The 22160-nt window shown below is 62.1% G+C and carries 17 protein-coding genes; 8 read left to right on the top strand and 9 right to left on the bottom strand.

Annotated features, from left to right (window positions below; all coding sequences use genetic code 11):
- Positions 1–165 precede the first annotated feature (165 nt).
- The 5 genes from rpsF to AB0O87_RS02990 all read left to right on the top strand — a co-directional run bounded on the left by rpsF (position 166) and on the right by AB0O87_RS02990 (position 2705).
- Complete coding sequence (gene rpsF, locus AB0O87_RS03010) at positions 166–534, top strand: 30S ribosomal protein S6 (RefSeq protein ID WP_363511596.1); 369 nt, start codon at positions 166–168, stop codon at positions 532–534.
- Positions 535–539: 5 nt separating this feature from the next.
- The gene (locus AB0O87_RS03005) at positions 540–1055 is read left to right on the top strand and encodes a single-stranded DNA-binding protein (RefSeq protein WP_363511594.1); all 516 of its coding nucleotides are present in this window, start codon (positions 540–542) and stop codon (positions 1053–1055) included.
- A 74-nt stretch (positions 1056–1129) separates the two neighbouring features.
- Positions 1130–1384, top strand: coding sequence for a 30S ribosomal protein S18 (gene rpsR / locus AB0O87_RS03000; RefSeq protein ID WP_017829850.1), 255 nt, complete (start codon positions 1130–1132; stop codon positions 1382–1384).
- An 11-nt stretch (positions 1385–1395) separates the two neighbouring features.
- Positions 1396–1848, top strand: a complete 453-nt coding sequence (gene rplI, locus AB0O87_RS02995) for a 50S ribosomal protein L9 (protein ID WP_363511592.1) — start codon at positions 1396–1398, stop codon at positions 1846–1848.
- 380 nt (positions 1849–2228) lie between these two features.
- Positions 2229–2705: a hypothetical protein gene (locus AB0O87_RS02990; protein WP_363511590.1), complete on the top strand. Its 477-nt coding sequence runs from the start codon at positions 2229–2231 to the stop codon at positions 2703–2705.
- Between the two features lie 34 nt (positions 2706–2739).
- On the opposite strand, the gene AB0O87_RS02985 is transcribed toward AB0O87_RS02990, so the two are convergent.
- The 8 genes from AB0O87_RS02985 to AB0O87_RS02950 all read right to left on the bottom strand — a co-directional run bounded on the left by AB0O87_RS02985 (position 2740) and on the right by AB0O87_RS02950 (position 12397).
- Positions 2740–3930, bottom strand: coding sequence for an MFS transporter (locus AB0O87_RS02985; RefSeq protein WP_363511588.1), 1191 nt, complete (start codon positions 3928–3930; stop codon positions 2740–2742).
- Positions 3927–4574, bottom strand: coding sequence for a hypothetical protein (locus AB0O87_RS02980; protein WP_363511586.1), 648 nt, complete (start codon positions 4572–4574; stop codon positions 3927–3929). Before AB0O87_RS02980 ends, AB0O87_RS02985 begins: the two co-directional genes overlap by 4 nt.
- Positions 4571–6538: a DUF4962 domain-containing protein gene (locus AB0O87_RS02975; RefSeq protein ID WP_363511584.1), complete on the bottom strand. Its 1968-nt coding sequence runs from the start codon at positions 6536–6538 to the stop codon at positions 4571–4573. The genes AB0O87_RS02980 and AB0O87_RS02975 overlap by 4 nt, the downstream gene beginning before the upstream one ends.
- Complete coding sequence (locus AB0O87_RS02970) at positions 6535–8325, bottom strand: heparinase II/III family protein (RefSeq protein ID WP_363511582.1); 1791 nt, start codon at positions 8323–8325, stop codon at positions 6535–6537. The genes AB0O87_RS02975 and AB0O87_RS02970 overlap by 4 nt, the downstream gene beginning before the upstream one ends.
- A complete protein-coding gene (locus AB0O87_RS02965) occupies positions 8322–9086 on the bottom strand; it encodes an SDR family NAD(P)-dependent oxidoreductase (RefSeq protein WP_363511580.1) in 765 nt (254 codons plus the stop codon). Before AB0O87_RS02965 ends, AB0O87_RS02970 begins: the two co-directional genes overlap by 4 nt.
- Positions 9087–9125: 39 nt before the next feature.
- The gene (locus tag AB0O87_RS02960) at positions 9126–10061 is read right to left on the bottom strand and encodes a carbohydrate ABC transporter permease (RefSeq protein WP_363511578.1); all 936 of its coding nucleotides are present in this window, start codon (positions 10059–10061) and stop codon (positions 9126–9128) included.
- 2 nt (positions 10062–10063) lie between these two features.
- A complete protein-coding gene (locus AB0O87_RS02955) occupies positions 10064–11020 on the bottom strand; it encodes a sugar ABC transporter permease (protein ID WP_363511577.1) in 957 nt (318 codons plus the stop codon).
- Positions 11021–11092: 72 nt separating this feature from the next.
- On the bottom strand, positions 11093–12397 hold the full coding sequence (locus AB0O87_RS02950; RefSeq protein WP_363511575.1) for an ABC transporter substrate-binding protein: 1305 nt from the start codon (positions 12395–12397) through the stop codon (positions 11093–11095).
- Positions 12398–12671: 274 nt separating this feature from the next.
- On the opposite strand from AB0O87_RS02950, the gene AB0O87_RS02945 reads away from it, so the two are divergent.
- The 3 genes from AB0O87_RS02945 (at position 12672) to dnaB (ending at position 16565) form a co-directional block, all read left to right on the top strand.
- The gene (locus tag AB0O87_RS02945; RefSeq protein ID WP_363511573.1) at positions 12672–13718 is read left to right on the top strand and encodes a LacI family DNA-binding transcriptional regulator; all 1047 of its coding nucleotides are present in this window, start codon (positions 12672–12674) and stop codon (positions 13716–13718) included.
- 48 nt (positions 13719–13766) lie between these two features.
- The gene (locus tag AB0O87_RS02940; RefSeq protein WP_363512899.1) at positions 13767–14597 is read left to right on the top strand and encodes an SDR family NAD(P)-dependent oxidoreductase; all 831 of its coding nucleotides are present in this window, start codon (positions 13767–13769) and stop codon (positions 14595–14597) included.
- Positions 14598–15191: 594 nt separating this feature from the next.
- Complete coding sequence (dnaB, locus tag AB0O87_RS02935) at positions 15192–16565, top strand: replicative DNA helicase (protein WP_363511571.1); 1374 nt, start codon at positions 15192–15194, stop codon at positions 16563–16565.
- 356 nt (positions 16566–16921) lie between these two features.
- Here the strand turns inward: dnaB and AB0O87_RS02930 are convergent, their stop codons facing one another.
- Positions 16922–21775, bottom strand: coding sequence for a DUF3883 domain-containing protein (locus tag AB0O87_RS02930; protein WP_363511569.1), 4854 nt, complete (start codon positions 21773–21775; stop codon positions 16922–16924).
- Between the last annotated feature and the right edge of the window lie 385 nt (positions 21776–22160).

Here is a 22160-nt window from a genome sequence, read left to right as displayed (position 1 = left end):
GCAGAGCGTTCGCGTTCTGTTCGCGGCGGTGGAGAGATTCGGCTAGACTGACGAGGTTGTCTGCCTTCCGGCGTCCATTCGGGATTCTTGGAGCAGGCACGTGCACACACCCTCCTGCTCCCGGGAAATTCCCGAGAGCCGTTCTAGTCCGAAGGAGGTGGGTAAGTGACGCACCAGTATGAACTCATGGTCATTCTGACCCCCGAGATCGACGAGCGCCTGGTTGCACCCACGCTCGACAAGTTCCTCAAGGTCATCACCAACGATGGTGGCTCGATTGAGAACGTCGACATCTGGGGCAAGCGCCGCCTGGCGTACGAGATCCAGAAGAAGAACGAAGGCATTTACGCCGTCGTCAACTTCACCGCTACCAGCGAGACCACGCAGGAACTTGACCGTCAGCTCAAGCTGAACGAGCAGATCATGCGTACCAAGGTTCTCCGCTCGGAAGAGGCTCAGGCGATGGTCGCTTCGGAGGCTAAGCGCTCCGAAGAGAAGGCTGCTCGCAAGGCCGCCAAGGCTGCGAAGGCTTAAGGTCCATGGCCGGCGAAACCGTCATCACCGTGGTGGGAAACCTCACGGCCGACCCCGAGCTGCGTTACACGCAGAACGGGCTGCCGGTGGCGAACTTCACCATCGCATCGACGCCTCGGAACTTCGACCGTGCCGCGAATGAGTGGAAGGACGGCGAAGCGCTGTTCCTCCGTGCATCCGTCTGGCGCGAGTTCGCCGAGCACGTGGCGGGTTCGTTGACGAAGGGCATGCGCGTCATTGCGCAGGGCCGTCTGCGTCAGCGTTCCTACCAGGACCGCGAAGGCAACCAGCGCACGGCGATCGAGTTGGAGGTCGACGAGATCGGCCCCTCGCTCCGGTACGCGACAGCGCAGGTTACTCGCGCGGCCTCGACCGGTGGTGCTGGCGGCGGTGGCGGACAGTCTCGCCCCGCTCAGCAGCAGCAGCAGGTGTCGGAAGAGCCGTGGTCAACCCCCGGTTCGTCGACGAGCGCCGATGCCTGGAGCACTCCTGGCAGCTTCGGCGACGACACTCCGTTCTAATTCTCTGGCCCTGAGCTCGTGACCCGCGTGGGTCCTGAGCTTGTCGAAGGGCCGCTCATCACTAAGGAAAAACTATGGCTGGAAAGTCGAGCGGCGACCGCCGCAAGCCGCGGAAGGGTGGCAAGCCCACCGCTCCCGCGAAGTCCATCCGGGTTGGTGTCATCGATTACAAGGATGTCGCTACCCTTCGCAAGTTCGTCTCGGAGCGTGGCAAGATCCGCGCCCGTCGTATCACCGGTGTCTCGGTGCAGGAGCAGCGTCTTATCGCCACGGCGATCAAGAACGCGCGCGAAATGGCGCTCCTGCCCTACGCTGGCGCCGGCCGGTAAGGGGTATCGAGATGGCAAAGCTGATTCTCACGAATGAGGTCGCCGGGCTCGGTAGCGCCGGTGACGTGGTCGAGGTAAAGAACGGGTACGCCCGTAACTTCCTCATCCCGCAGGGTTTCGCTACGGCGTGGACCCGCGGTGGCGAAAAGCAGGTTGCTTCGATCCAGGCCGCGCGTCAGGCACGCGCGATCCACGATCGTGACGACGCTATCGCCCTGAAGACCGCTCTCGAAGGCACCAAGGTTCGTCTCGCCGTCAAGGCGGGCGCCGCTGGTCGTCTCTTCGGTTCGGTCAAGACCGATCACGTCGCTGACGCTGTTGCAGCGGCCGGCATTGGCGCGATCGACAAGCGCAAGGTTCAGATCACCACGCCGATTAAGTCGACGGGCGATCACGAGGCAACCGTGCGTTTGCACGAAGACGTCACCGCAGTCATCACGCTGCAGGTCGTCGCCGCCAAGTAATTCTCTTCGCGAAACGCCCTCTGTCCTTCGGGACAGGGGGCGTTTTTCATTCCCCGCGCACATTTCCCCGGAGCACCTGTCGGGAGAAAGTCCGGATGTAGGGCCGAAGGCCCCGAAACCGCCGCCACCTGGAGAATCTCCCGACATCTGGCTCGGGAGTCGGGGGTGGGAGTGAGGGACGGGGGGAGGGGATCGGGGTGAGGATCGGGGCGGGGCCTTCGGGTCGAGGGTGCTAATACCAATAGTTGTAGGGGTGGGCACTCGAAGAGTGGTCTAAGGTTTCGACGCTTCCGCGTAATGACTTGGCGTGCATTTGCATCTCTTAGGTGTGAAGGGGTGTTTGCCCGACCCCACGGGCGGACTACATGAGGGGAAGCGTGTTGACGAGTCAACCAGGACGGTTAGATCTGCTTTTCGAAGAGTTGGAGGTAGAGCACGGCGCGAGCGCGCACCAGATTGTCGAGCGTGCGTCGGTGCTGTTGGGTCTAGATATTGAAATAGAGGTGCTGGACGAGGCGGAGTGGGCGGCCGTTCCCCGGTATGCACTTGCCGATGGTGACAGTGCGCGAATCGCTGTGCGCATGGCGGATCCACGCTGGTATCAGCTCCACGTCGTGGTGCACGAACTCGCGCATCTGCTGTGTGGGCATTCGCGGTGTGCGTGGGCGCCGATGACATTCGACCAGCTCAAGAAGCCTGCCGATAAGCCAGCGCATGAAGATGAGATGGACGCGTACCCCTGCCGCGAGCAGTCAGAGCTGCAGGAGCGCGAAGCTGAGGCGCAAGCTCATGCGATCGCGCATCGACTGAGTGCCTTTGTGCGTCCTCCGTCGCCCTCGCTGGGCGAGGCGCTATAGAACAGGTCGGCCGAGACTCAACACCCGAAGTGCGTCATGGTGCTTCGGGTGTTGAGCGGTCTCGCGGGCCGAACAGGACGAACATCACGCAGACAAGTGCGCCCCAGAGCGGAAAACTGAACCATACCCAGAACGCTGCTGGTCCTGCGGATCCGGCGATCGTGTAGATGAGCCCACCTGCTGTGCTGCCGATGATGCCGCCGATCGCGGTGGCCAATCCCTGTACGCCGAAGTAGCTGGCGACGGAGCCGTCGGGCGCGAAGTTCGACACGACCGCGTTCAGCACTGGTTGGGCGAGCATCTGTCCGATCACGAAGACACCGACGCCTGCCAGCATGAAGGCAACGGAGTTGGCGAGGCCGATGAGGGCGACGCCCACCCCCAGGGCGACGGCCGCAATGGCGAGGATGGCGTACCTCGGGAGCAGCCGGTTGGCGAGCCCTGTCAAAGGCAGCATGGTGGCGACCATGACGATTGCTGCGCCGGAATAGACCATGCCCAACCCGGTAGGCCCGGGGAGCAACTCCCCGGCGCGGAATGGGATGACGAGGTAGAACTGCGCAATCAGCGCCGACATCCCGATCACCAGAAGGCAGTATCGCAGGAACGGCCTGTCGATGAACGCTGCGCGCAGTCGTGGTGCTCCGCCAGAGTTGTGGGACAGGTCGGCAGGGAGACCAAACAAGCTCACGAAGAACGCAGCGACGAACATACCGGCGGATGAGAACGCGACGATGCCAAAGTCGACGCCGGCAAGGAATCCGCCGAGCACCGGGCCGACAATGAAGCCGACGTTGCTGACCATCTCACGGGTGGAGTAGATGCGCACCCGGTCGCCGTCGGTCGAGAGTGCGGCGTATGCGGCGTAGCTGGCGGGATGGAACAGCGCGCCGCCCAGGCCCGTGAGAACAGAGGCGATGGCGAGCGCGGGAATGGACTCCGCCGTTCCGAGCAACGCAAACCCTGCCGCACGCACGAGCACGCCGATGAGGATTGCCCTGCGGAAGTTGATGCGGTCCGCCACCCATCCGGCGATGGGCATCAGGCCATTCTGCGCAGCGGTGCGCACGGCAGTCAGCGCGCCGACGACGGCGATGGTGAGCAGGAGGTCGTTCAATAGGTGAAACGCGAGCAGCGGCACCAGCATGTAGAAGCCGACGGCCATGGCGAAAGTGTTTCCGTAGAGCACTTTCAGTGCAAAAGACCGCCGAGAGTCGTCGATCACCCTTCGTCCTGCTTCTCGCCGGTGGCCGCGGTCGGCCACAACCGCACCGCCGCGTACACCGGAAGCGAGAAGACGAGGAAGGGGGCCATTGTCGGAATCAGCACGCTCACGATGCCGGTACCGATCGCCACGGTCAGCACACCGAGCGAGCGACGCGGTAGGCCCAACAACAGTGCCCATCCGCCGGCGACCCATTCCTTGCGGGTGGCATCGGGGATGCGCGCCGAGGCTGCCGCGACCGCCAACGCGTAGGCAAGCAGCACGAGAGTGAACGGAAGCATGGCAGCCGCGATGAGCAGGCCGAAGGGATCGGAGCCGTTCGCCAGCTGCATCGCGAGGAAGATGATGTTGCCAGCCACGACGACCAGCACACCCGTACTGGCGATGCTCAGCGGGAGCGACCGGCGCCAGGTCAGGGCGAACTGACGGAACGTGTTGGTGAACACGGCGTCGTCTCGATTGTGCGTCCACGCAGCAAAAGCACGGGCGAGCGCAATCGTGGCAGAAAAAGCCGTCACCACAGGGAGCGCGAGTATGAGCACGGCCACCGCGCCGAGCACGAGGTTGGCGGGGTACGCAAGCGCCGCCAGGAGACTCTGCTCCCAACGGGGCTTCCGCTTACTGCGCTCCCTGCTTGGCGTCATGAGGTCACTCGAGTCCGCCCACTGAATCCGTCTCCTTCGATGTCTGCGTTTTCCAGCGCGGGTGCGACCCCTTCGAAGCCGATGGATACGTGCTCGACGGTTCCGCCGCGCTCAATCTGCACTTCGACGCCCTGCTCACTGGTGGTCGCGCGCACGACCGAGGCCGTCTCATCATCCCAGCGTCGAGCCTCCAACACGGTGATGAAACGCGCCGTGGCGCTGGCGGCGGCATGCCGCTTGATGGTGTGCTGGGTCTTCGCGATCGCCAGCGATGGTGTCGACGAGGTGGGGTTGGCATGCACTTCGGTACGAACAACCTCGCTGGATTCGTTCGCGTCTAGCGCCTTTACATCCATCACGCCGTGCCCTGCTTCGGCACGCCATTGCCCGCTCTCCGCGTGCGACGGCGCATGATCGAGCTGCAGAAGCCAGGTCCACTCGCGTGGCTCGTCTGCGGCCAGGTCATCGACGATCACGAGGTCACCGTGCGGTGTCATCACCAGATGACGCCGCACTCGCGTGACGCCGAGCGCGCGGTCGTACATGGCAGAGGACTCGCTGACCGCGTGCGTCCATCCCTCGCCCAGCGTGGTGGTGAGGATCGAAGCGGTGTACTCCTCAGCCAGGTTCTCGAAGACGTGGTAGCGGTCCTCATTCACGAAGCCATGACCGTCGATGAGGATGCTGTTGTGGTGCTCGGTGAGCTTGCGCGACGAGTATCCCTCGTCGATCGCCAGGTACGACCCGTGTCCGACAAAGACGAAGGAGCCGGAGTCGGGGTGGTGGTGTCCGGCATTGAGCGTTACCCAGCCGCTGGCCTTCTTCTCTCGGTGCGACTCATCCCACGCCTTGTGACCGCCACCGGGAGAGGCCTTGAACGAGACCATGCGGGCCTGGTCGTCCCACGAAGTGCGTCCGACAACCAGACCGAGGTCGGCAAAGTAGCGGCTGGTGGGAAGAGTCTCCGGGCTCTCTGGTGTGACGCTCGGGTCGACCCAGAGCAGCTCCTGGTAGGCCTCTGGTCGCACGCCTGGGCGCACGCCACTCTCGTAGGCCTCACGCCAGAAGAACTCGGTGGCAACTTTGTCGGCCAACCACTGTGCCTGCGGGATGCGGTACTCGGCGGCAAGCTTGTAGTAGAGCGCCAGCGGGTGGCCGCTGCGGCGATCGTGGCAGTCTCCGTGATCGATGATGCGCTCAAGGTCTGGCGCCGCCTGGTACAGCCGGTACCAGAATGTCTCACGCAGGTAGGTGCCGCGGTTAAACCAGTCGATACCCTCCTGGTCGCGGAGGATGTCGAGGTAGCTCGCGATCCACGGCACTCCGTAGCGCCAGTACACGACGCCCTCGTTGTTTGACCCGTCGTCTGGCAGCCGGTCGAGGACCTTTGCGAAGTTCTCTTTCGCGCGCTCGGTCCATTCGCGCGCTTCCGGGTACTTCTCCTGCAGCGCGTACCCGGCGGTTGCCAATCCCGCGTAGCAAATCCAGTTGTGGTTCTGCCAGTACGACGAAGACCACCAGGCGCCCTCTGTTTCGACAGCGAACTCATACAGTCGGCGACCCTGGAGCAGGAGCTTTGCCTCAAGGGCGGCGAGCTCTTCTTCGGGGAGGGCATCGCCCGCCCAGGAGTAGGCAAGGGAGAAGCCGTGCAGAATCCACCCGGCGTCCAGGTCGTGATCGGGGAGGTTCGCCTTTCCCCAGTGCGGGAAAGAGATCGGCGGAGCAAGCCAGCGCCGCAGTTCATCGAGGTACGACGCCTGACCGGTCAACCGGTACGCGAGTGCGAGGTTTGCGGCTCCCGGGCCGAAGTAGGTGATCGATGCCAGCGGGTGCTCCTGAGGAAGCTCCATACCGCGGGCGCGATCACACTCCTCCAGCAGGCGACGGAACTGGGGGCTGCGTGAACCATCGAGTTCGTTGCGCAGAGTGGCTTCACGATCATGAAGCAGGATCGGGCCGGTCATAGAGGTACCTCTATCTGTGTGGGGGAGTCGGATGCGTGAATGTCGATGTGCACGGCCGTGGATTCGTCACGGATGCGGAGAATTTGGGCAGGGTCGGCGCTGCTGAGCTGATACACGCTCACGAAGACGATCGCTGAGGTATGAGCCGACCAATCTGCCACGTGCAGCAGCCGGCTGGGGTCATCAGAGGGGCCGCGACCGGGGGAGAGGCTGAGTGCGGATGCCGCAGACGCACGGTGCACCCCGACAAGCTGCTCAGAACCCGCACCCCAAGTGGAGTGCCACTGGTCGCCATCGGCGGTGACCGTGGCTTCGACCCCTGGGCGCAGTCCGAGGGAGATCTGTTTGTCGGCGCCGCTGCGCACGCGCACACGCACAACATCGACAAGGAGGTCGCCGTGTAACTGCACCGCGCGGCCGAAATCGACACCTTCGATTGCGTCATCTGCCCTGGTGACGACGCTGGAGCGCTCGGCATCCCATGCGATCACTTCTGCGGTGGCCTCTGACTGATCGGCGCCATCAACCCGCACGGTCGGGTGTGCGATTGTGCGGGCGTAGTAGCCGTGGCGTAGCGCGCTGGCGTAGGGCGGAACGCCCGGTGCCGGCTGCCAGCGCTCGCCATTTCCGTAGAGATAGAGGCCAAGCTTGTCGAGGTGGCCGTGGGCGCCACCGTGTGGGCCAGCGTCGAGAACGGCGTGCAACCGATCATCGGCGGAGCGCAAAACGACGTAGCCGGCATTAACGAAGTGGGTGGAACCAGCGCGAGCAGGGGTGGTGGCAACCGGTGCCCCCGCGAACCACTGGTCGAGCGTGTCTTCGAGGCCATCGTGCTCTTCACCGAGGCGGTCGCGTGCCCACGCCTCGATCGTGTCCATGCCCGAATCGCCGAGCAACTGAGCGGAGAGCACGGCGATCTCCAACACTTCTCTGTGCATCAGGACGCGATCGAACGGCCCATCGTGCATGGCGGGCAGAAAGCCGTCTGGCGCGGCGATCAGAATGAGCACGTCGACCATCGAGCGGAGCACACGCAGTGAATCAGCCGGAATCGAGGCCGGATCCACGTCGCGAAGCGCAAGCAGATACGCCCGCAAAACGAAGACGTGATAGTAGGTCGAGGCCTCCCACTCCCACCCGTCGGAGTGCACGGCAATCTGCATGTGGGCGTAAACGGCCTCTTCGAACTGCGGAGCAGGCGCCGGGCCACCGAGGCGATGCTGGGCAAGAGCGATCAAGCGTCCTGCTGCATCAAGCCAAGCCGTGTAGTTGCTGCGGGGGTCGTCGCGGTCAACCACGAGGATGCGACGCGCGTCACTGATCGTGGCAGCAAGCCCGTCGAGCATTTCGCGCAGGCGCGCGGAGCCTGTCAGTGCAGAAAGCGGTCCAAGGGCGATGATCGCGTCGGCGATTCCGACGGCCCACTGCGCCTCTGAAAGTGCTTGAGCAAAGAGCTTGCCGCGCAACATCCACGGCTCACTCTTCTCGCTCCAGCCGTGCGCCGTGATTCTGGCGGCGAGATCGGCGTACGCGAGGACGAGTTCGCAGGCGCGATCTCGGTCTGCGTCAGATCCGTCTCGACGAAACCGGTGTGCGGCGGCGCGGGCCTCGCGTGCGAGGCTCTGGTGTTCCAGTGCAAGGAAGGCCCCGTCGTAACGGTCGCCGCGGAGACGGCAACCGGCCGAGCACAGATGGTCGTCGCCATCGTTGCCCACGAGCTCGGTCCCGTGGGTGGGGCAGACGTAGTCGTGCCACCACCCACCGGGACGCTGAGGAATCACGCTCATCGAAAGTTGAGTCCGCCGTTGATGTCGACGACCTGACCGGTGACGTACGACGACAGATCGGAAGCGAGGAAGAGGCAGACGTTGGCGACGTCTTGCGCGGTTCCTGCGCGGCCGAGGGGAATGCCAGCCACGATGTTCTTCTGTGCCTCGCTCGGCGTGAAGGTTTCGTGGAAGGCGGTCTCGCCGATGAAGCCGGGGGCGACGGCGTTGACGGTCACGTGCGATCCGGCGACCTCTTTGGCCAGTGCGCGAGTGAAGCCGACGACGGCGGCCTTCGCGGTGGCGTAGCCCGTGGAGCCTGCTCCTCCGCCGTTCTCCGAGGCGAGCGACGACATCTGGATGACGCGGCCGTTACCCGAGGCGGTGAGCAGCGGAAGCGCACGACGTGTCGTGTAGAACGTGCTCGACACGTTGACATCCATAATCTGGTGCCACCGCTCATCTGTCGTCTCCGCCGTGGCGGCGCGGCCCACCAGGTGGCCTGCGTTGTTGACGAGGATGTCGATGCCGCCGAGGAATTCTGCTGCTTCATTGATGAGCTTGTCGGCCTGGGCGCTATCGGTCAGGTCGGCCTGGATGGCGGTTGCGCGCCGTCCCAGTGCCGTGATCTCGTCGCGAACGCTGTGCGCGCCCTCTTCACTGTGGGCATAGTGCACGACAACGTCGGCGCCTGCTTCGGCCAATGTACGGGCGATTGCTGCGCCGATACCGGCTCCTGCGCCTGTGACGACTGCGCGTCGTCCGTTGAGGTTGGTGCTCATGAGTTAGTTCCGTTCAGATCGTCGTGGAGGCGGGTGCGGCTACTTGATGCCGGCATTGGTGAAACCCTGGATGAAGTACTTCTGGGCAAAGATGAACAGCAGCACCATGGGCACTGTCGCCATCGTCGTTCCAGCCATGAGGAGCTGCCACTGCGTGCCATCAAGTTGCTGGAACACCGCGAGACCCACTTGGATAACGCGGAGGTCAGCGCTTTGAGTGACCAGCAATGGCCAGAGGAAGTTGTTCCAGCTCTCTTGGAAAGTGAGCAAACCGACTGTGGCAACAGCCGGCTTGATGAGCGGGGTGTAGATCTGCGCCCAGATGCGGAACTCACCGAGTCCATCGAGGCGGGCAGCCTCTTCCAGCTCTTTCGGCAGTGAGAGGTAGAACTGGCGGAACAGGAAGATCGCCGAAGCGCTCAGGCCGCCGGGGATGATCAGAGCCCACCAGCTGTTCAGCCAACCGATGCCGCCCTGACCGAAGATGTCGTTGCCACCGAACAGAGGCATGAACTTGACGATGAGGAACTGAGGAACGATCTTCGTGTAGGTCGGGATCATCAGCATCGCGACGAAGGCGAGGAAGATGGCCTCTCTTCCGCGGAAGTAGATGCGCGCAAGTGCGTAGCCTGCCATCGACCCGAGCACCAGGGTGATCACCGTGTGGGCGATGGAGATGATGAGGCTGTTGCGGAAGTAGAGCGCAAACGGCGCGGCCTTCAGAGTGTCGGCATAGTTGCTCCACAGCCACTCTTCTGGCAGGAGGTTCGGCGGAAACTGCGCCAGCTCTGCCGGTGACTTCAGGCTCGTGAGCACCATCCACAGGAAAGGTACGAGCATCGTCAGGGCACCGAGCCCAAGGGCGACGTTGAGCAGGATGCTGTGGCGTGTGCGGCGCTGCTTGTTCCACTGGCCACGGAATCCGTCGGTGGCTGAGGAGCCGAGAACGATTGCTCGTGTTGTTTCGATAGTCATGGTCAGTCGTCCTCTCTGGTCGCACGGCGACTGATCAGTGTCATCACGAGCAGGAAGGCGAACAGCACGACGGACTGCGCTGCGGCCATACCCATACGGAACTCTTGGAACGCCGACCGGTAGACCTCGTAGGTCATCATGGTCGTCGCGTTTGCTGGTCCACCGTCTGTCAGCACGTAGATCTGGTCGAACACCTGGAAGGCGCCGATGATCGAGATGATGAAGACGAAGAAGGTGGCGGGCTTGAGCATCGGAACAGTAATGCTCCAGAACGTGCGGGGCCCGGATGCGCCGTCAAGGGCGGCTGCTTCGTAGAGCGACTCGTCGACGTTCTGCAGGGCAGCAATGTAGATGAGCATCTTGATACCGATGCCCTGCCACGCTCCGACGAGAATCACAGACCACAACGCCCACTGCGGGTCAACGAGCCAAGCCTGGCTGGGAATCCCAAACAGTCCGAGGAAGGCGTTGAGCAGACCGTACTGCGGGTTGAAGATCCACAACCACACCATTGCGATTGCGACGGTGGCTGTGACCTGGGGGAGGAAGAACGCGGTGCGGTAGAACTTCTGGGCCTTGAGGCCCTTGTTCAGGGCGACAGCAACGATCAGCGCGAGCGCCATCGACACCGGCACTGTCCAGAACGTGTACCAAATGGTGTTCCAGATGGACTGCACGAAGACGGCGTCCTGGAACATCTCGATGTAGTTCTCGAACCAGATCCACTGCGGGGCAGCAAAGATGTTGTAGTCGGTGAACGACAGGTAGAACGTCGCCAGCACCGGGATCGCGGTCCACAGGCCGATATGGATCACCGCCGGGGTGATCATCAGCCAGCCAGTACGGCGCTTTGATCGTTCGGCTTTGCTCAGGCCGCCGCGTTGCGGCTGTGGTTGCGTTGCGGTGGCCCTGGCCGCTTTCTTGTTATCGCGGCGTGCCCGGTGGTCGATTGCAGTCATCGCGCCCTCATTGCGTCTGATTGGTAGCGGAGGCTGCTCGGGTGGGTTTCCCCACCCGAGCAGCGAATGGCGCTAGCGATCGATGGAAGCCTGCACGAGTGCGGCTAGATCGTCGAGTGCCTCTTGGGGAGTCTTCTGTCCGAGACGTGCGGCCTCGACCGCAGGGGCGAAGTCGCCGCGAATCTCGAGCCACTGTGCCGGCCCGCCTTCGCGCTGTGCGACGTCGAGGTTCTCCATAGCGAACTGCACGAAGCGGTTCGACTGCACGTAGTCGGAGTCCAGAAGCTCGGTGAGCGCCGGAACGTTACCGCGCTGCTCGTTAGCCGCCAGCGCCGCATCGGGGCTGGAGAGGAAGTTCATCAGCGCAACGGCTGCTTCCGGTGCCTTTGACGTGTTCGACACGGTGGCGAACGTGCCACCGAAGAACATGCCAGGTGCGGAGTCTTCGATGATGAACGGCTCGAGGTTGTCGAGCACCTCGGGGTTGGCTTCGAGGGCCTGCGTCCAGAGGTTGTTGTGGGCGATGCCCATCGCTGCGCGACCGTTGATCAGCGGGTTGACGATGTCGTCGGTGGAGGTGAATCCCACATCTTCGACCTCGTACTCGTTGATGAGGTCGGTCATCAACTCAAGCGCGGCTACACCGTTCTCGTCGTTGAACATGGGCTCCGTGACGTCTTCGTTGAACAGGCTGCCACCGGCGGAGAAGAGCATCGTCTCGAAGGCCTGACGCGAGTCCAGCGAGAGCTGGTCGAATCCAGCGCGCTCCAGGGCTCCGCTGTCGGAACGAACGGTCGTCGCCTCGGCGATCTCGATCAGCTCATCCCACGAGGACGGCGGCTCGGTGTATCCGGCCTCTTCGAGGATGTCCATGCGAGCGACACCGAAGCGGGTGTCGAGCATGATCGGCACGCCGTACACGCTGTCTTCCCACATGCCCGCTTCAACGATCGTCTCGTTGTAGGTCTCTTTCAGGGTGTCTTCTTCGAGACCCAGTTCGCCGAGGTCGGCGAGGACGCCCTTGTCGGCGAACCCTTCGATCCAGCCGACTCCCATCATCATGACGTCTGGCACGAGACCGGAAACAACGGCGGTGGTGAGCTTCTCGTTCAGGTTGCCGTACGTCGTGTAGTCGACGTTCACCTTGACGTTCGGGTACTCCTCGTAGAACTGGGGGAGCAGCTCTTCTTCAAGCAGGACCTGGCCGGCCGTTCCTTCAAAGATCGGAGTGAGGAGGGTGACCTCTCCTGACACGTCATCGGGGTCGGCTGACGCCGGGTTCTCCTCTGCGCCGCCGGAGCAGGCAGCGAGCCCGATACCCAAAACGGAGACAGCCGCGATGGCCGCGCCCCGCCTGAGGTTTGACTTCACATCCATGTGCTTGTCCTTTCACTGCTGACGATGGGATGGCATCTTCGCCTCGTCGTCCCGACTTCGATGTCGTCGTCATCCCGTGGTCTTTGATCCCAGCACTATTGCTGGGTTGGTGTAACGATGCACTGACTCTAGGCAGAATCAGAGGAAACCGTCAAGCCTCAAATTCTGCACACTCTTGCGTGGCCCGGATTTTGGCGAGAAAACTTGTGATGCTTGTTGATAGATCGTTACACTCCAGTCAGAGCGCAGGTCGCTCAAAAGAACGGAGCCCGCCGTGGCGAGAGTCACTATTCAAGACGTTGCTCGCGCCGCTGAGGTGTCGCCGAGCACGGTCTCGAACTTCCTCAACAACCGATCCGAACGCATGGTCGCCGCGACGCGCGAACGCATTGAGCGAGCGATTGCGGAGCTCGGCTATCGTCCCAACCGCGCTGCACGTCAGCTGCGCAACGGCCGTAGTCAGACGATGGGCCTGGTCGTGCCTTCGGTAGGCAACCCGTTCTGGGGGGCCTTCGCGCGAGAGGTAGAGGTTGCTGCCCTCGAGATGGGATGCAACGTTCTGCTCTGCAACAGCGAGCGCGATCCCGACCGTGAGCGCCGGTATGTCGAAGAGCTGTGGGAAGACGGCGTGCGGGGCATCATCCTCTGTACGTCTCTGCCCTCGTTGGAGCACGTGGGGCACGTGATCAAGGAAGGCCTGCGGTTGGTGACGTTCGACCGCCCTGCGCAACCGAACGACCCTGCCTCGGTGGTCAGCATCAGCATCGACAACAACGTCGGCGGGCAGATCGCCACCTCGCACCTCCTCGAACTGGGTCACACAAAGATCGCTTTCGTCTCAGGATCGATTCGGTCGGTTAACCGTTCTGCGCGATATCGAGGATATTGCGACGCGCTCGAAGCAGCCGGACTTTCGCCAGACGACATGCCGGTGTGGGCTGGCACTGATGCGACCAGGTTTGGTGACGTCGAGGCGGCGCAGGTGGGCCGCAATGCCGCCCATGAGCTGTTTCGTGAGGGGGCAGACGCACCGACAGCGGTTGTCGCCATCAACGACATGACGGCATTGGGGTTCTGTCGCGGGCTGCGGGATCTTGGTTTGGAAGTCGGCGTCGATGTTTCGGTGATCGGTTTTGACGACATCATCCTGGCTGACCTCTACGACCCGCCGCTGACAAGCGTGCGCCAGCCGATCTCCCAGATGGCGAAGCTTGCGGTGGCTGAGGCTGTGGATCCGGGAGCAAACGGCTCGAACGAACCCGGCCGATCGGTTTTGCTCCGCCCCGAACTCGTGGTGCGGGAATCGACCCAGTCGAAATAATCGAGCACGGCCTCTCGTTGTACCTGAACCCAACGACGAAAGAGGCTCATCATCGAACTCTCATCACTTGACATCACCAACCGCCGCGGAATCGTCACCGGCGCCGGGCAGGGCATTGGCCGCTCGCTCGCCCTGGAATTCGGTAGCCGCGGAGGCCACGTTCTTCTCGTAGGCCGCAAGCTCGACACCCTCACTGAAACGGCCGAGATGATCGCGGCCCAGGGTGGCACCTCCGAAGTGCTTGTCGAAGATCTGACCAAACAGGGGGCGGTTGCGCGGGTCGCCGATGCTGTTTCTGGTTGGGAGAGCATCGACCTGCTCGTCAACAACGCGGGAAACGTGCGTGCCGGTCGTCTCGAAAACGCGAGCGACGACGACGTGCAGTCGATGATCGACCTGAACCTCACCGCACCGATTCTGCTCACCAAGGCATTGCTGCCGCGCTTGCGCGAAGGTGCGGGCGATCGCCAGAGCATCCTGCTGAACATCTCCAGCGGAATCGCACTGGTCGGCATGCCGTTCTACTCCGTCTACGCAGCGACGAAGGCGGGAATCTCGCAGTTCGGCGAATCGCTGCGGCGTGAACTCATCAACGACAACGTGCACGTCGCCACCGTCTACCCTGGTGCCACCGACACCGCGATGATGTCGTCTCAGAACGCTGGATCGGAGCTGGGTTGGGGTCGCCGCGCACTTGACGATGTCATTGCCGACCTCATCGCGGCCCTGGAGGCAGGCGAGTACGAGATCAACACCACACCAGAAGACCGCCGCCAGATGCAGGCACTCAATGTCTCTGACCCGCTCGCCGTAGACGAGGCTATGGCCCCGAACCTCGAGGCGCTTGAAGAGGCAGTGCGCGACCACCGCAGCATCTAAGGTTTCGGTTCGACACCCGCACACTGCGTCGAGCTGTCGATCGAAATCCACTGACTGAGCGGTCAGGAGATCTCGCCTAGCTTTAGGCAGATCTCCTGACCGCTCTTTCGCGCCGAGCGCATCGAAGCTACTCGTATTGATGTCGGGTGCCTACAAGAGCTTGGCGTGTTTCCGCGAGTGTCCGTCCGTGACGCGCCCGGTGAAAACTGGGCTTGACTTTCCCCAGGTTCTACATTTCCCTGTTTGCAAAATGGATACCTTCAATGCTCGATTTAGACTAGGTTTCATCCACAGGCTGGGGAGAAGCTAAATCCCTGATCAACATTGATAAAAAAGTTTTGAAATCCGACCCTCCACCGAGTTATCCACACCTGTTGTGCACAGACACTCCGGGTTTGTCCGCATCCTTTCCACAGTGTTATCCACAGGCCGTGTTGCATGTGGAAAGCGTCACTCGTAGCGTGAGCTAGCGACCAAATGTCGGAGGCAGCTGTTTCGCTGTCCATGGCGACGCGACAGGCAAAGATCAGCAGGCCTCGCCACCGACGCACCCGTGAGGGCTACTCCTCAAAACGTCGCATCGAAGGGAACACTGTGTCGATTGCCGACATCTCAGAAGAGCGCATAGGCGCGAAGCGCGCACCCGAGCGCACGCCCCCGCATGACCTTCTCGCAGAGCAGAGTGCCCTTGGTGGAATGCTGCTGTCGAAGGATGCCGTTGCCGATGTGATCGAGTCGCTCAAGGGAGCCGACTTTTACATTCCGAAGCACGAGCTGATCTTCGAAGCGATCCTCTCGCTGTACTCGCATGGCGAACCGACCGACGTCGTGGCCGTTACTGACGAGCTCATCAAGACCGGGGAACTGGGACGTGCTGGCGGTGCGGACTATCTGCACACCCTCACCTCGATCGTCCCGACCGCAGCCAACGCGGGGTACTACGCCGGCATCGTTTCAGAGCGGGCGATTCTGCGCCGCCTTGTCGACGCGGGCACGCGCATTGTGCAGCTCGGGTATGCGGGTGAGGGCGATGCGACCGACATCGTCAACAACGCACAGGCAGAGATCTACTCGGTCACCGGCACCGAGACTGCCGAAGACTACGTGCCGCTGACGACAGCGGTCGATGCGGCGATTGAAGAGATCGAGGCCGCCAACGGTCGCGACGGTTCGATGACCGGCATTCCGACCGGCTTCAAAGAGCTCGACGAGCTGACCAACGGTTTGCACGGTGGTCAGATGATCGTTGTCGCCGCTCGACCAGCGATGGGTAAGTCGACGCTCGCGCTCGACTTTGCACGCTCAGCTTCCATCGGCCACGACTTTCCTTCGATTTTCTTCTCGCTCGAAATGGGCAAGAGTGAGATCGCGATGCGTTTGCTCAGTGCTGAAGGCGGCATCCCGCTGCAGCACATGCGCAAGGGAACCCTCGACCCGCGTGACTGGACCACGGTCGCCTCAACCCGTGGCCGCATCAACGAAGCTCCGCTCTACATCGATGACAGCCCGAACATGACGCTCGTCGAGATTCGCGCAAAATGCCGTCGACTGAAGCAGCGCGAAGGCCTTCGCATGGTCATCATCGACTACTTGCAGCTGATGACCTCGGGAAAGCGTGTGGAGTCGCGTCAGCAAGAAGTCTCCGAGTTCTCGCGAAGCCTCAAGCTCATCGCCAAGGAACTACAGGTTCCAGTTATCGCCCTCTCGCAGCTGAACCGTGGTCCGGAGCAGCGCACCGATAAGAAGCCCGCGATCAGCGACCTGCGAGAGTCCGGCTCCATCGAGCAGGACGCCGACATGGTCATCTTGCTGCACCGCGACTCCGTCTACGACAAAGACGTGCGCCCTGGGGAAGCCGACCTGATCGTCGCCAAGCACCGTAACGGCCCCACCGCGACGATCACTGTCGCGTTCCAGGGTCACTACTCGCGCTTTGCCGACATGGCTCCAGGCGGCGACTTCAACTGATGTAGGTATTTTGAAGTTGTCCACTTCGTAGACGAAATGTCCACGGTATCCGTATCGACATTCCATGTGCCTAAGAACACCTAGCCTCCGACACAAGTCGGGCGAACCGGAAGAATCACCCAGAGGAACTGTCTGTCGAATCAGAGCGCTCGGCATCGACGTTCTGCACAATCTTGTGTGCCTTGGTGCGGATTTGCTGAAGGAGGAGTTCCGGGTTGCTCGACACAAACCCGTCGACTTCAGAGAAACCGCCCGCCTCGCCTGGGAATACGAGGATGCGAATCAGCGTGGAAGGGTGAGCGTCACGAAGCGGTTTCTGTAGCTCAACTGGGTGCAAGAACGGTGACTCACAAGGCTCAGCCCGCTCTGGGCCGTTTGGGTGGCAGGAGTTCTGCATCCCGAGGCGCGCCGGTGCTCAGTTGGAGGGTGAGTTCGTCGGCTGCTGCAAACTCCCTAACCCGGAGCTGAATGGAGCGTTTCCGAATAACACTTTCGTCCTCGCTGGAGTTGAGAGTGCCGAAGGGATCACGGACCGCACGCACGAAGGGTAGGGCGTCGGCGAGGTCTGATCGCAGGTTACCGACGAGATATAGCCAGAAGCGATGCCGGAGGTCACCTCCGGCAGATTTCCACTCGTTCCAGCTCATTTCTTGGACCCGCGCATCGAATCCCGATGACTTGAGTTCGATAAGACGGTCGATTTCGCCATCCACGATCGTCAGAATGTCGAACCCCGGAAAGAGCCGGCTTAGCCCCGCATTAGCGAGCTCATCAAAGGCCGCTCTGACGATTGGCGACTGCTTACTCGCTTCATCGATCATGGCTGGCTCGCTTGCATTAACGATAAAGTTACGGTGCCCAGCTGACGGCGAATCTTCGGGCAGGATCGCGGTGGGGGCGCCGAGCCGCCTTCGCTCGAATCCAAAGGCGATCCGCATTCCGAGTCGATCGAGTTCATTCCGGTCGGTGCCCGACCCCGCTTGAGGCGGTTTGGAGCCGGAGGAATCGTTTCGATCATCTGATGACCCAGACGCACCATCTTTAGGTGCGTTGGAGCGCTCGCCGACGCGATCGCGCTTGCGCTCACCCATTACCGTGAGCACCTCGCCGTCCAGTAGCAGTTCTTCGAATCGGTAAAGCGGGACTTTTTCAGGCTCCGCACGGTGTGAAGTTGAGCCCGAGGCAGGTGCGAGTCCGGCTTCGGGCTCGGCGGAGCTGCCGTCCGTCGGCTGAGCTTTGCGTCGGTCGCTGTCTTCGCCGTCTTCGGGGTCTTCCGCCGAATCGGCGGATTGGTCGAGGTTCCAGCTGATGATGTCCAGGTGGTCTCCCGCCCCGGCGAGATCCAAGAGCCGCCGGCGCTGCGAGTCAGTAGCGCTAATGAACGACAGAAAGGTCTCGACGGTATTCACCCCGAGTGCGTCGGCGAGTGCCATCGCGAGCGTTTGTGCATCCTCGGCGAGCGGGGGCCACGCTTTTTCAGACCACACCAAGAAAGCTTGACGGGGCACTCCGTCCTCGGTGCGCACGTAATAATCCCGATCGGGAATCAGGCCCAGGTCCTTGCCGCCGAGTTCGGATGCGAGCGAGACAGTCATCGTGAGTTGGCGGACTGGCTCGACCTGCTCGACGAAGAGGCGGAGGGCCCGAGCATCTACGTCAGCCTGGTCAGCGCGATCGGCACCCATACGCGCGAGTAGGTACGGTGCAAGATGCCGGAGGCCGTCGCGAAACTCATCTTGTCCGAGTTCGTCGAGCGACGGCTCGACCGAGGACATCCGCCATTCAAGAGCCTTCTCCAGCACAGGCATCCCGAACAGATCCCTCAGCGGTCGAAGGGCGTTTGCCTCCGCCTCGATGACAAACAGATTCAGCTTGTCCTGCACCCCGCTGCGTTCGCGGCTCCCGGAGACAGATGCGTAGATCATGTCACGCGCGGGGAGAAACTCGAGTCCTCGCGGGGTCCTCGCGACTAGTGGTGCGTCTACTAAGGGACTCCTGGCAGGGAGAGGCGTGCCCGCCAGGAGCGTGAAAAGCTCCCGGTAGATGCGACGTGTGCCCAACAGCGTGCTGTCGTCTCCTGCTGAGCTGGAAAAGTGAGCCTGCACGCTCTTAGTGAGTATTAGCGCGTCGTCGATTGTGAACGCCGCAGGAACGAGATCGCCGCGAACTTGGATAGCGTCGAGCATGCTTCGGAGGTTCGAGTCTGGAAGTTCAGAGGGGGTATCAAGTACAGGCAGCAATTCGCTGGCTTGCATGACTCCCCGAAAGCTGAGACGCCGCCGTAGCTCAGAGGAGTCACGCCAGGCCTGACTCGGGCGGCGAGGACCGTGACTCGTCGGGCAGAACGCGCGTCTCCGGAGTCGGTATAGCCAGAAGTTCGGCGCGGTCGAAATCAACTCTTCAGACCATGCGCGTGGCGGCTTTGCGCGTTGAGACGGGTATCGCCCTTGTTCCACGAATGCAAAGTCTGCGTTGACGTGCTTCGCGTAGGTGGACCAGTTCCGGGCGAGGTGCGCGAAAAGCTCAGCACCCACGCCCGTGTCGGCCCGTTCTGCGACGGTGGCGATGGGACCGATGTGATCGAGCGTGTGCACTCGGTACAGGTAGTGGTCCGAGGCCTGCCACCGCTTATCTCGTTCGAATGACTCCTGGAGCTCGGCGATGTAGTCGTTCCATGCATCGTCCAGCCCCGCAAAGGCCTGTCCGCGCGGCAGGTGCATATCCTTCGTCGTCACCCACCCCGCGCTGTCATCGACGTCGTTGAAGTGGATGAGACGGAGACCGCGGCTGACGCCTAGCCAAGCGAAGAAGTTTCGCCACCGGTCCTCTGCAGTCGTCTCCATCGCTTCGTCGGTGTCCGCTTCAATATCGACATCGTCGGCAAACTCCGAAGGCTCCGAGCGTGTGTCGGCAGACGCGACGAGCCCGCCGGAATACGCGGCAAACTCCGAAGGCGGAGCGAGAAAGAGGAGATCGAGTGGTTCGTCGGCCGCCGCCATAGCCCGAGCCACGCCCTCGACAGACTGCTGTTGAACCCAGTCTTCGCCAAAGTACACGCGGTGGGCCGGCGCCCACACAAGATCGCCCGACCCTACCCGGCGGCATGGAACTTCAAGCCGACTCAGGTTGAAGAATGCTTGATCTGAACCGAGGCGTCCGAGCGGAAGTGGCTGATCGGGCTTGGTCGTGCTGCCCGCCAGTTTGCAGATCGCGGCCAACGCGGCGATCGACTTGTTCCACTCCCGCAGCTCGTCATTCGCTTCCGTTCTCGTGAGGCCTGGGAGCACCGCAGCCCGCATGACCTCTTCGAAACGAAAATCTTTTATGTCAAACAGAGCGCTCCACGCCTTCATACGGTCACCGAGCATGCGACCTTGCTCCGTGCGCTTGAGGGTGCCCCAACAGATGTCGTGTGCGAGGAACTCCAATCCGCGAAGAGGGAGCCTATCGGACGCCGACTGCGGCGGATAGAACGCGATGGCTTGGCCGAGGGCGATGCGTCGAATTCTTCCGTTTGCGTCGATCTCCGTGGGAAAGATCGACTGATCCTTTGCGATCTCTTCCAGCTCTGCGCGATCCTGTGCGCCCGCGCTGCTCCATAGCGCGACGCACATCTCGAGCACGGGATCAAGCCTGAACCTGTCTGCTGGCTCGGAGACAGCTCGGCCTGCATCAGCGTCAACGAACGAGGCGACAGCGATCAGACTCTCGGCGGGCGTCAGAGCCCGGGCGCCGTATCGAGCGCAAACGTCGGCGAGGTCGCCCGCGCAGTAGGTTCGATCGGGGAAGGTCCGATCATCCAGAATCGTCGCGGCAGAGATTAGATCCGCGAACTCACCTCCGCGGTCACGTAGAACAGTGCTCGGAATCACAGTCGCAGCGAGTGACTGCGGGCCGCGTGAGCTGGGCAGAAGTGGTAGATCGGCGAGGACGCGAACTATCTCTTCTCGCAGCACCCCCGCCGCCTCTCCGCCGTCATGGCTCGATGGTTCGAGCATCCGCAAGACATACGCCGCGTCCCTCACTCGAAGAAGGTGGGGGAGAAGGACATCCGCGAAGATCCTTGCTGCATGCCTGAGGAGGTTCGCGTTGTAGTCGGCTTCAGTCGCGGAGACTTGGACGTGCTTACGGGAGAGATCGGTTACGAAGGCGCCGTTCACAAGAAGCGAGCAGTCCGCGATTTCTTGCGTGGGAAGGAAGACGTGGAATCGCCGATCGCGGACGTCGATCCGCGGGTCATCAGCGTCGCGTGCGGCGACCGATACCTCCGTAAGGCCAACGCCGTCCCACGCGGGTCCAGACAAGCCATCACGGAACTCACCGATCGCTACATCGGGATCGTGGGCGATCCAGTACGCGTGGCCGTCGGCATCTTTATCAAGAAGTTCGATCCGGTATAGGCCGGCCTCGGTCAACCCAGGACAGTGCAATAACTCGCCGGATTCCAGGACCGTGGATCGCTCGATCAACCACTCCCTCCGACCGGTCCTCTCTTCGATGTCGACCTCGATCACGACTTCGTCGAGGTGCTTGAGAAAAAGCACGCTGCTCATCGGGAAGGCAAGCAATTGTTCGGCGAGTCGAAGTCGTTGATCCGGGCCGGTGCCAGTCTTGAACGGGAACCGGAACGCGCTGCTGTAGCCATCAACGACGCGCAGGGTCTCCCACGCTGCATCATGCGCGAACTCGCTCGACGGGAACCGCATAGACGGAACGTCTCTAACCGCGCCGCGATCGAGGCGCGACCACAGGTCTTCGACTAACGGGAGGGCGTGTCGCTTACTGAGCTTGAACGAGGCCGTACTTGAGTAAGCCTCGGGCGTATCGGTGATCTCGAGCACCGACTTGAACCCCAGGCCTTTGTGTCCAATAGAGGCGCGCCTTGGCCCGCTCCCAATCGACTTGGAGCTCGACCCGAGTCCGCAGAGGCCGCGGATGTCATCCTCGGAGAAAGGGCGACCGGTGTTAGCGACCCACAGTTCCTTGTCGGTCAGCCTAAACAGGACACGATCATTTGATGAGGGGCGGGAGACAAACGCATCGTCGGCGTTCTGGAGCAACTCGTATACCAGGCGCCCCCGATAGTCGTGAGCAACCTGCGCCTCTTGACTGACGTCTTCACGGAGCCGACCCGCCGAGGCCTCATAGACGTTGAGATTCTCACTACAAATGTCGTCCAAAATACTGACGCCGGATCGCGCTAGTTCCACGTTGGCTCCTTCGCTCGTGAGTGAGAACCTGATCACGCACACGAGAATCAGGGACAGACCCCAATCTGTCGGACAGGAAGCGAAAAGCCAAAGCAAATGGGCGGCGACCCCAAGTCCGGTCGCCGCTTTGCGGGACTCGTAAGCCTCGTCAGGCACACCATTGGCCGTGGCCATATCTCTGCGCGAATTCGCTGGGAGCTGATGGACAAAGCGTATCGGGGCGCCGCTGCAGGAGGGACCCCGGTGGACATCTCTGAACGGTTCCTACAACTGATTGTGTATGTTCTCCATTGAGGACCCTCGAGCGCCAAAGCGGGTGCGAATCTGGCGGTTCGGCGCGCCGGACGAAAGAAGCGACCTCACCTGGCGTCGGTGCGCCCGCGTT

The organism is Microbacterium sp. NPDC076768 (assembly GCF_040687205.1).
GTDB lineage: Bacteria > Actinomycetota > Actinomycetes > Actinomycetales > Microbacteriaceae > Microbacterium.
The sequence above is the reverse complement of the archived record's forward strand: the minus strand, read 5'-3'. Positions and strand labels throughout refer to the sequence as shown.

Bases quoted from the DNA above. Each gene is read 5' to 3' on its own strand.
- AB0O87_RS03005 (WP_363511594.1), top strand. From the start codon at position 540: ATGGCCGGCGAAACCGTCATCACCGTGGTGGGAAACCTCACGGCCGAC.
- rpsR (WP_017829850.1), top strand. From the start codon at position 1,130: ATGGCTGGAAAGTCGAGCGGCGACCGCCGCAAGCCGCGGAAGGGTGGC.
- rplI (WP_363511592.1), top strand. From the start codon at position 1,396: ATGGCAAAGCTGATTCTCACGAATGAGGTCGCCGGGCTCGGTAGCGCC.
- AB0O87_RS02980 (WP_363511586.1), bottom strand. From the start codon at position 4,574: ATGACGCCAAGCAGGGAGCGCAGTAAGCGGAAGCCCCGTTGGGAGCAG.
- AB0O87_RS02975 (WP_363511584.1), bottom strand. From the start codon at position 6,538: ATGACCGGCCCGATCCTGCTTCATGATCGTGAAGCCACTCTGCGCAAC.
- AB0O87_RS02970 (WP_363511582.1), bottom strand. From the start codon at position 8,325: ATGAGCGTGATTCCTCAGCGTCCCGGTGGGTGGTGGCACGACTACGTC.
- AB0O87_RS02965 (WP_363511580.1), bottom strand. From the start codon at position 9,086: ATGAGCACCAACCTCAACGGACGACGCGCAGTCGTCACAGGCGCAGGA.
- AB0O87_RS02960 (WP_363511578.1), bottom strand. From the start codon at position 10,061: ATGACTATCGAAACAACACGAGCAATCGTTCTCGGCTCCTCAGCCACC.
- AB0O87_RS02955 (WP_363511577.1), bottom strand. From the start codon at position 11,020: ATGACTGCAATCGACCACCGGGCACGCCGCGATAACAAGAAAGCGGCC.
- AB0O87_RS02950 (WP_363511575.1), bottom strand. From the start codon at position 12,397: ATGGATGTGAAGTCAAACCTCAGGCGGGGCGCGGCCATCGCGGCTGTC.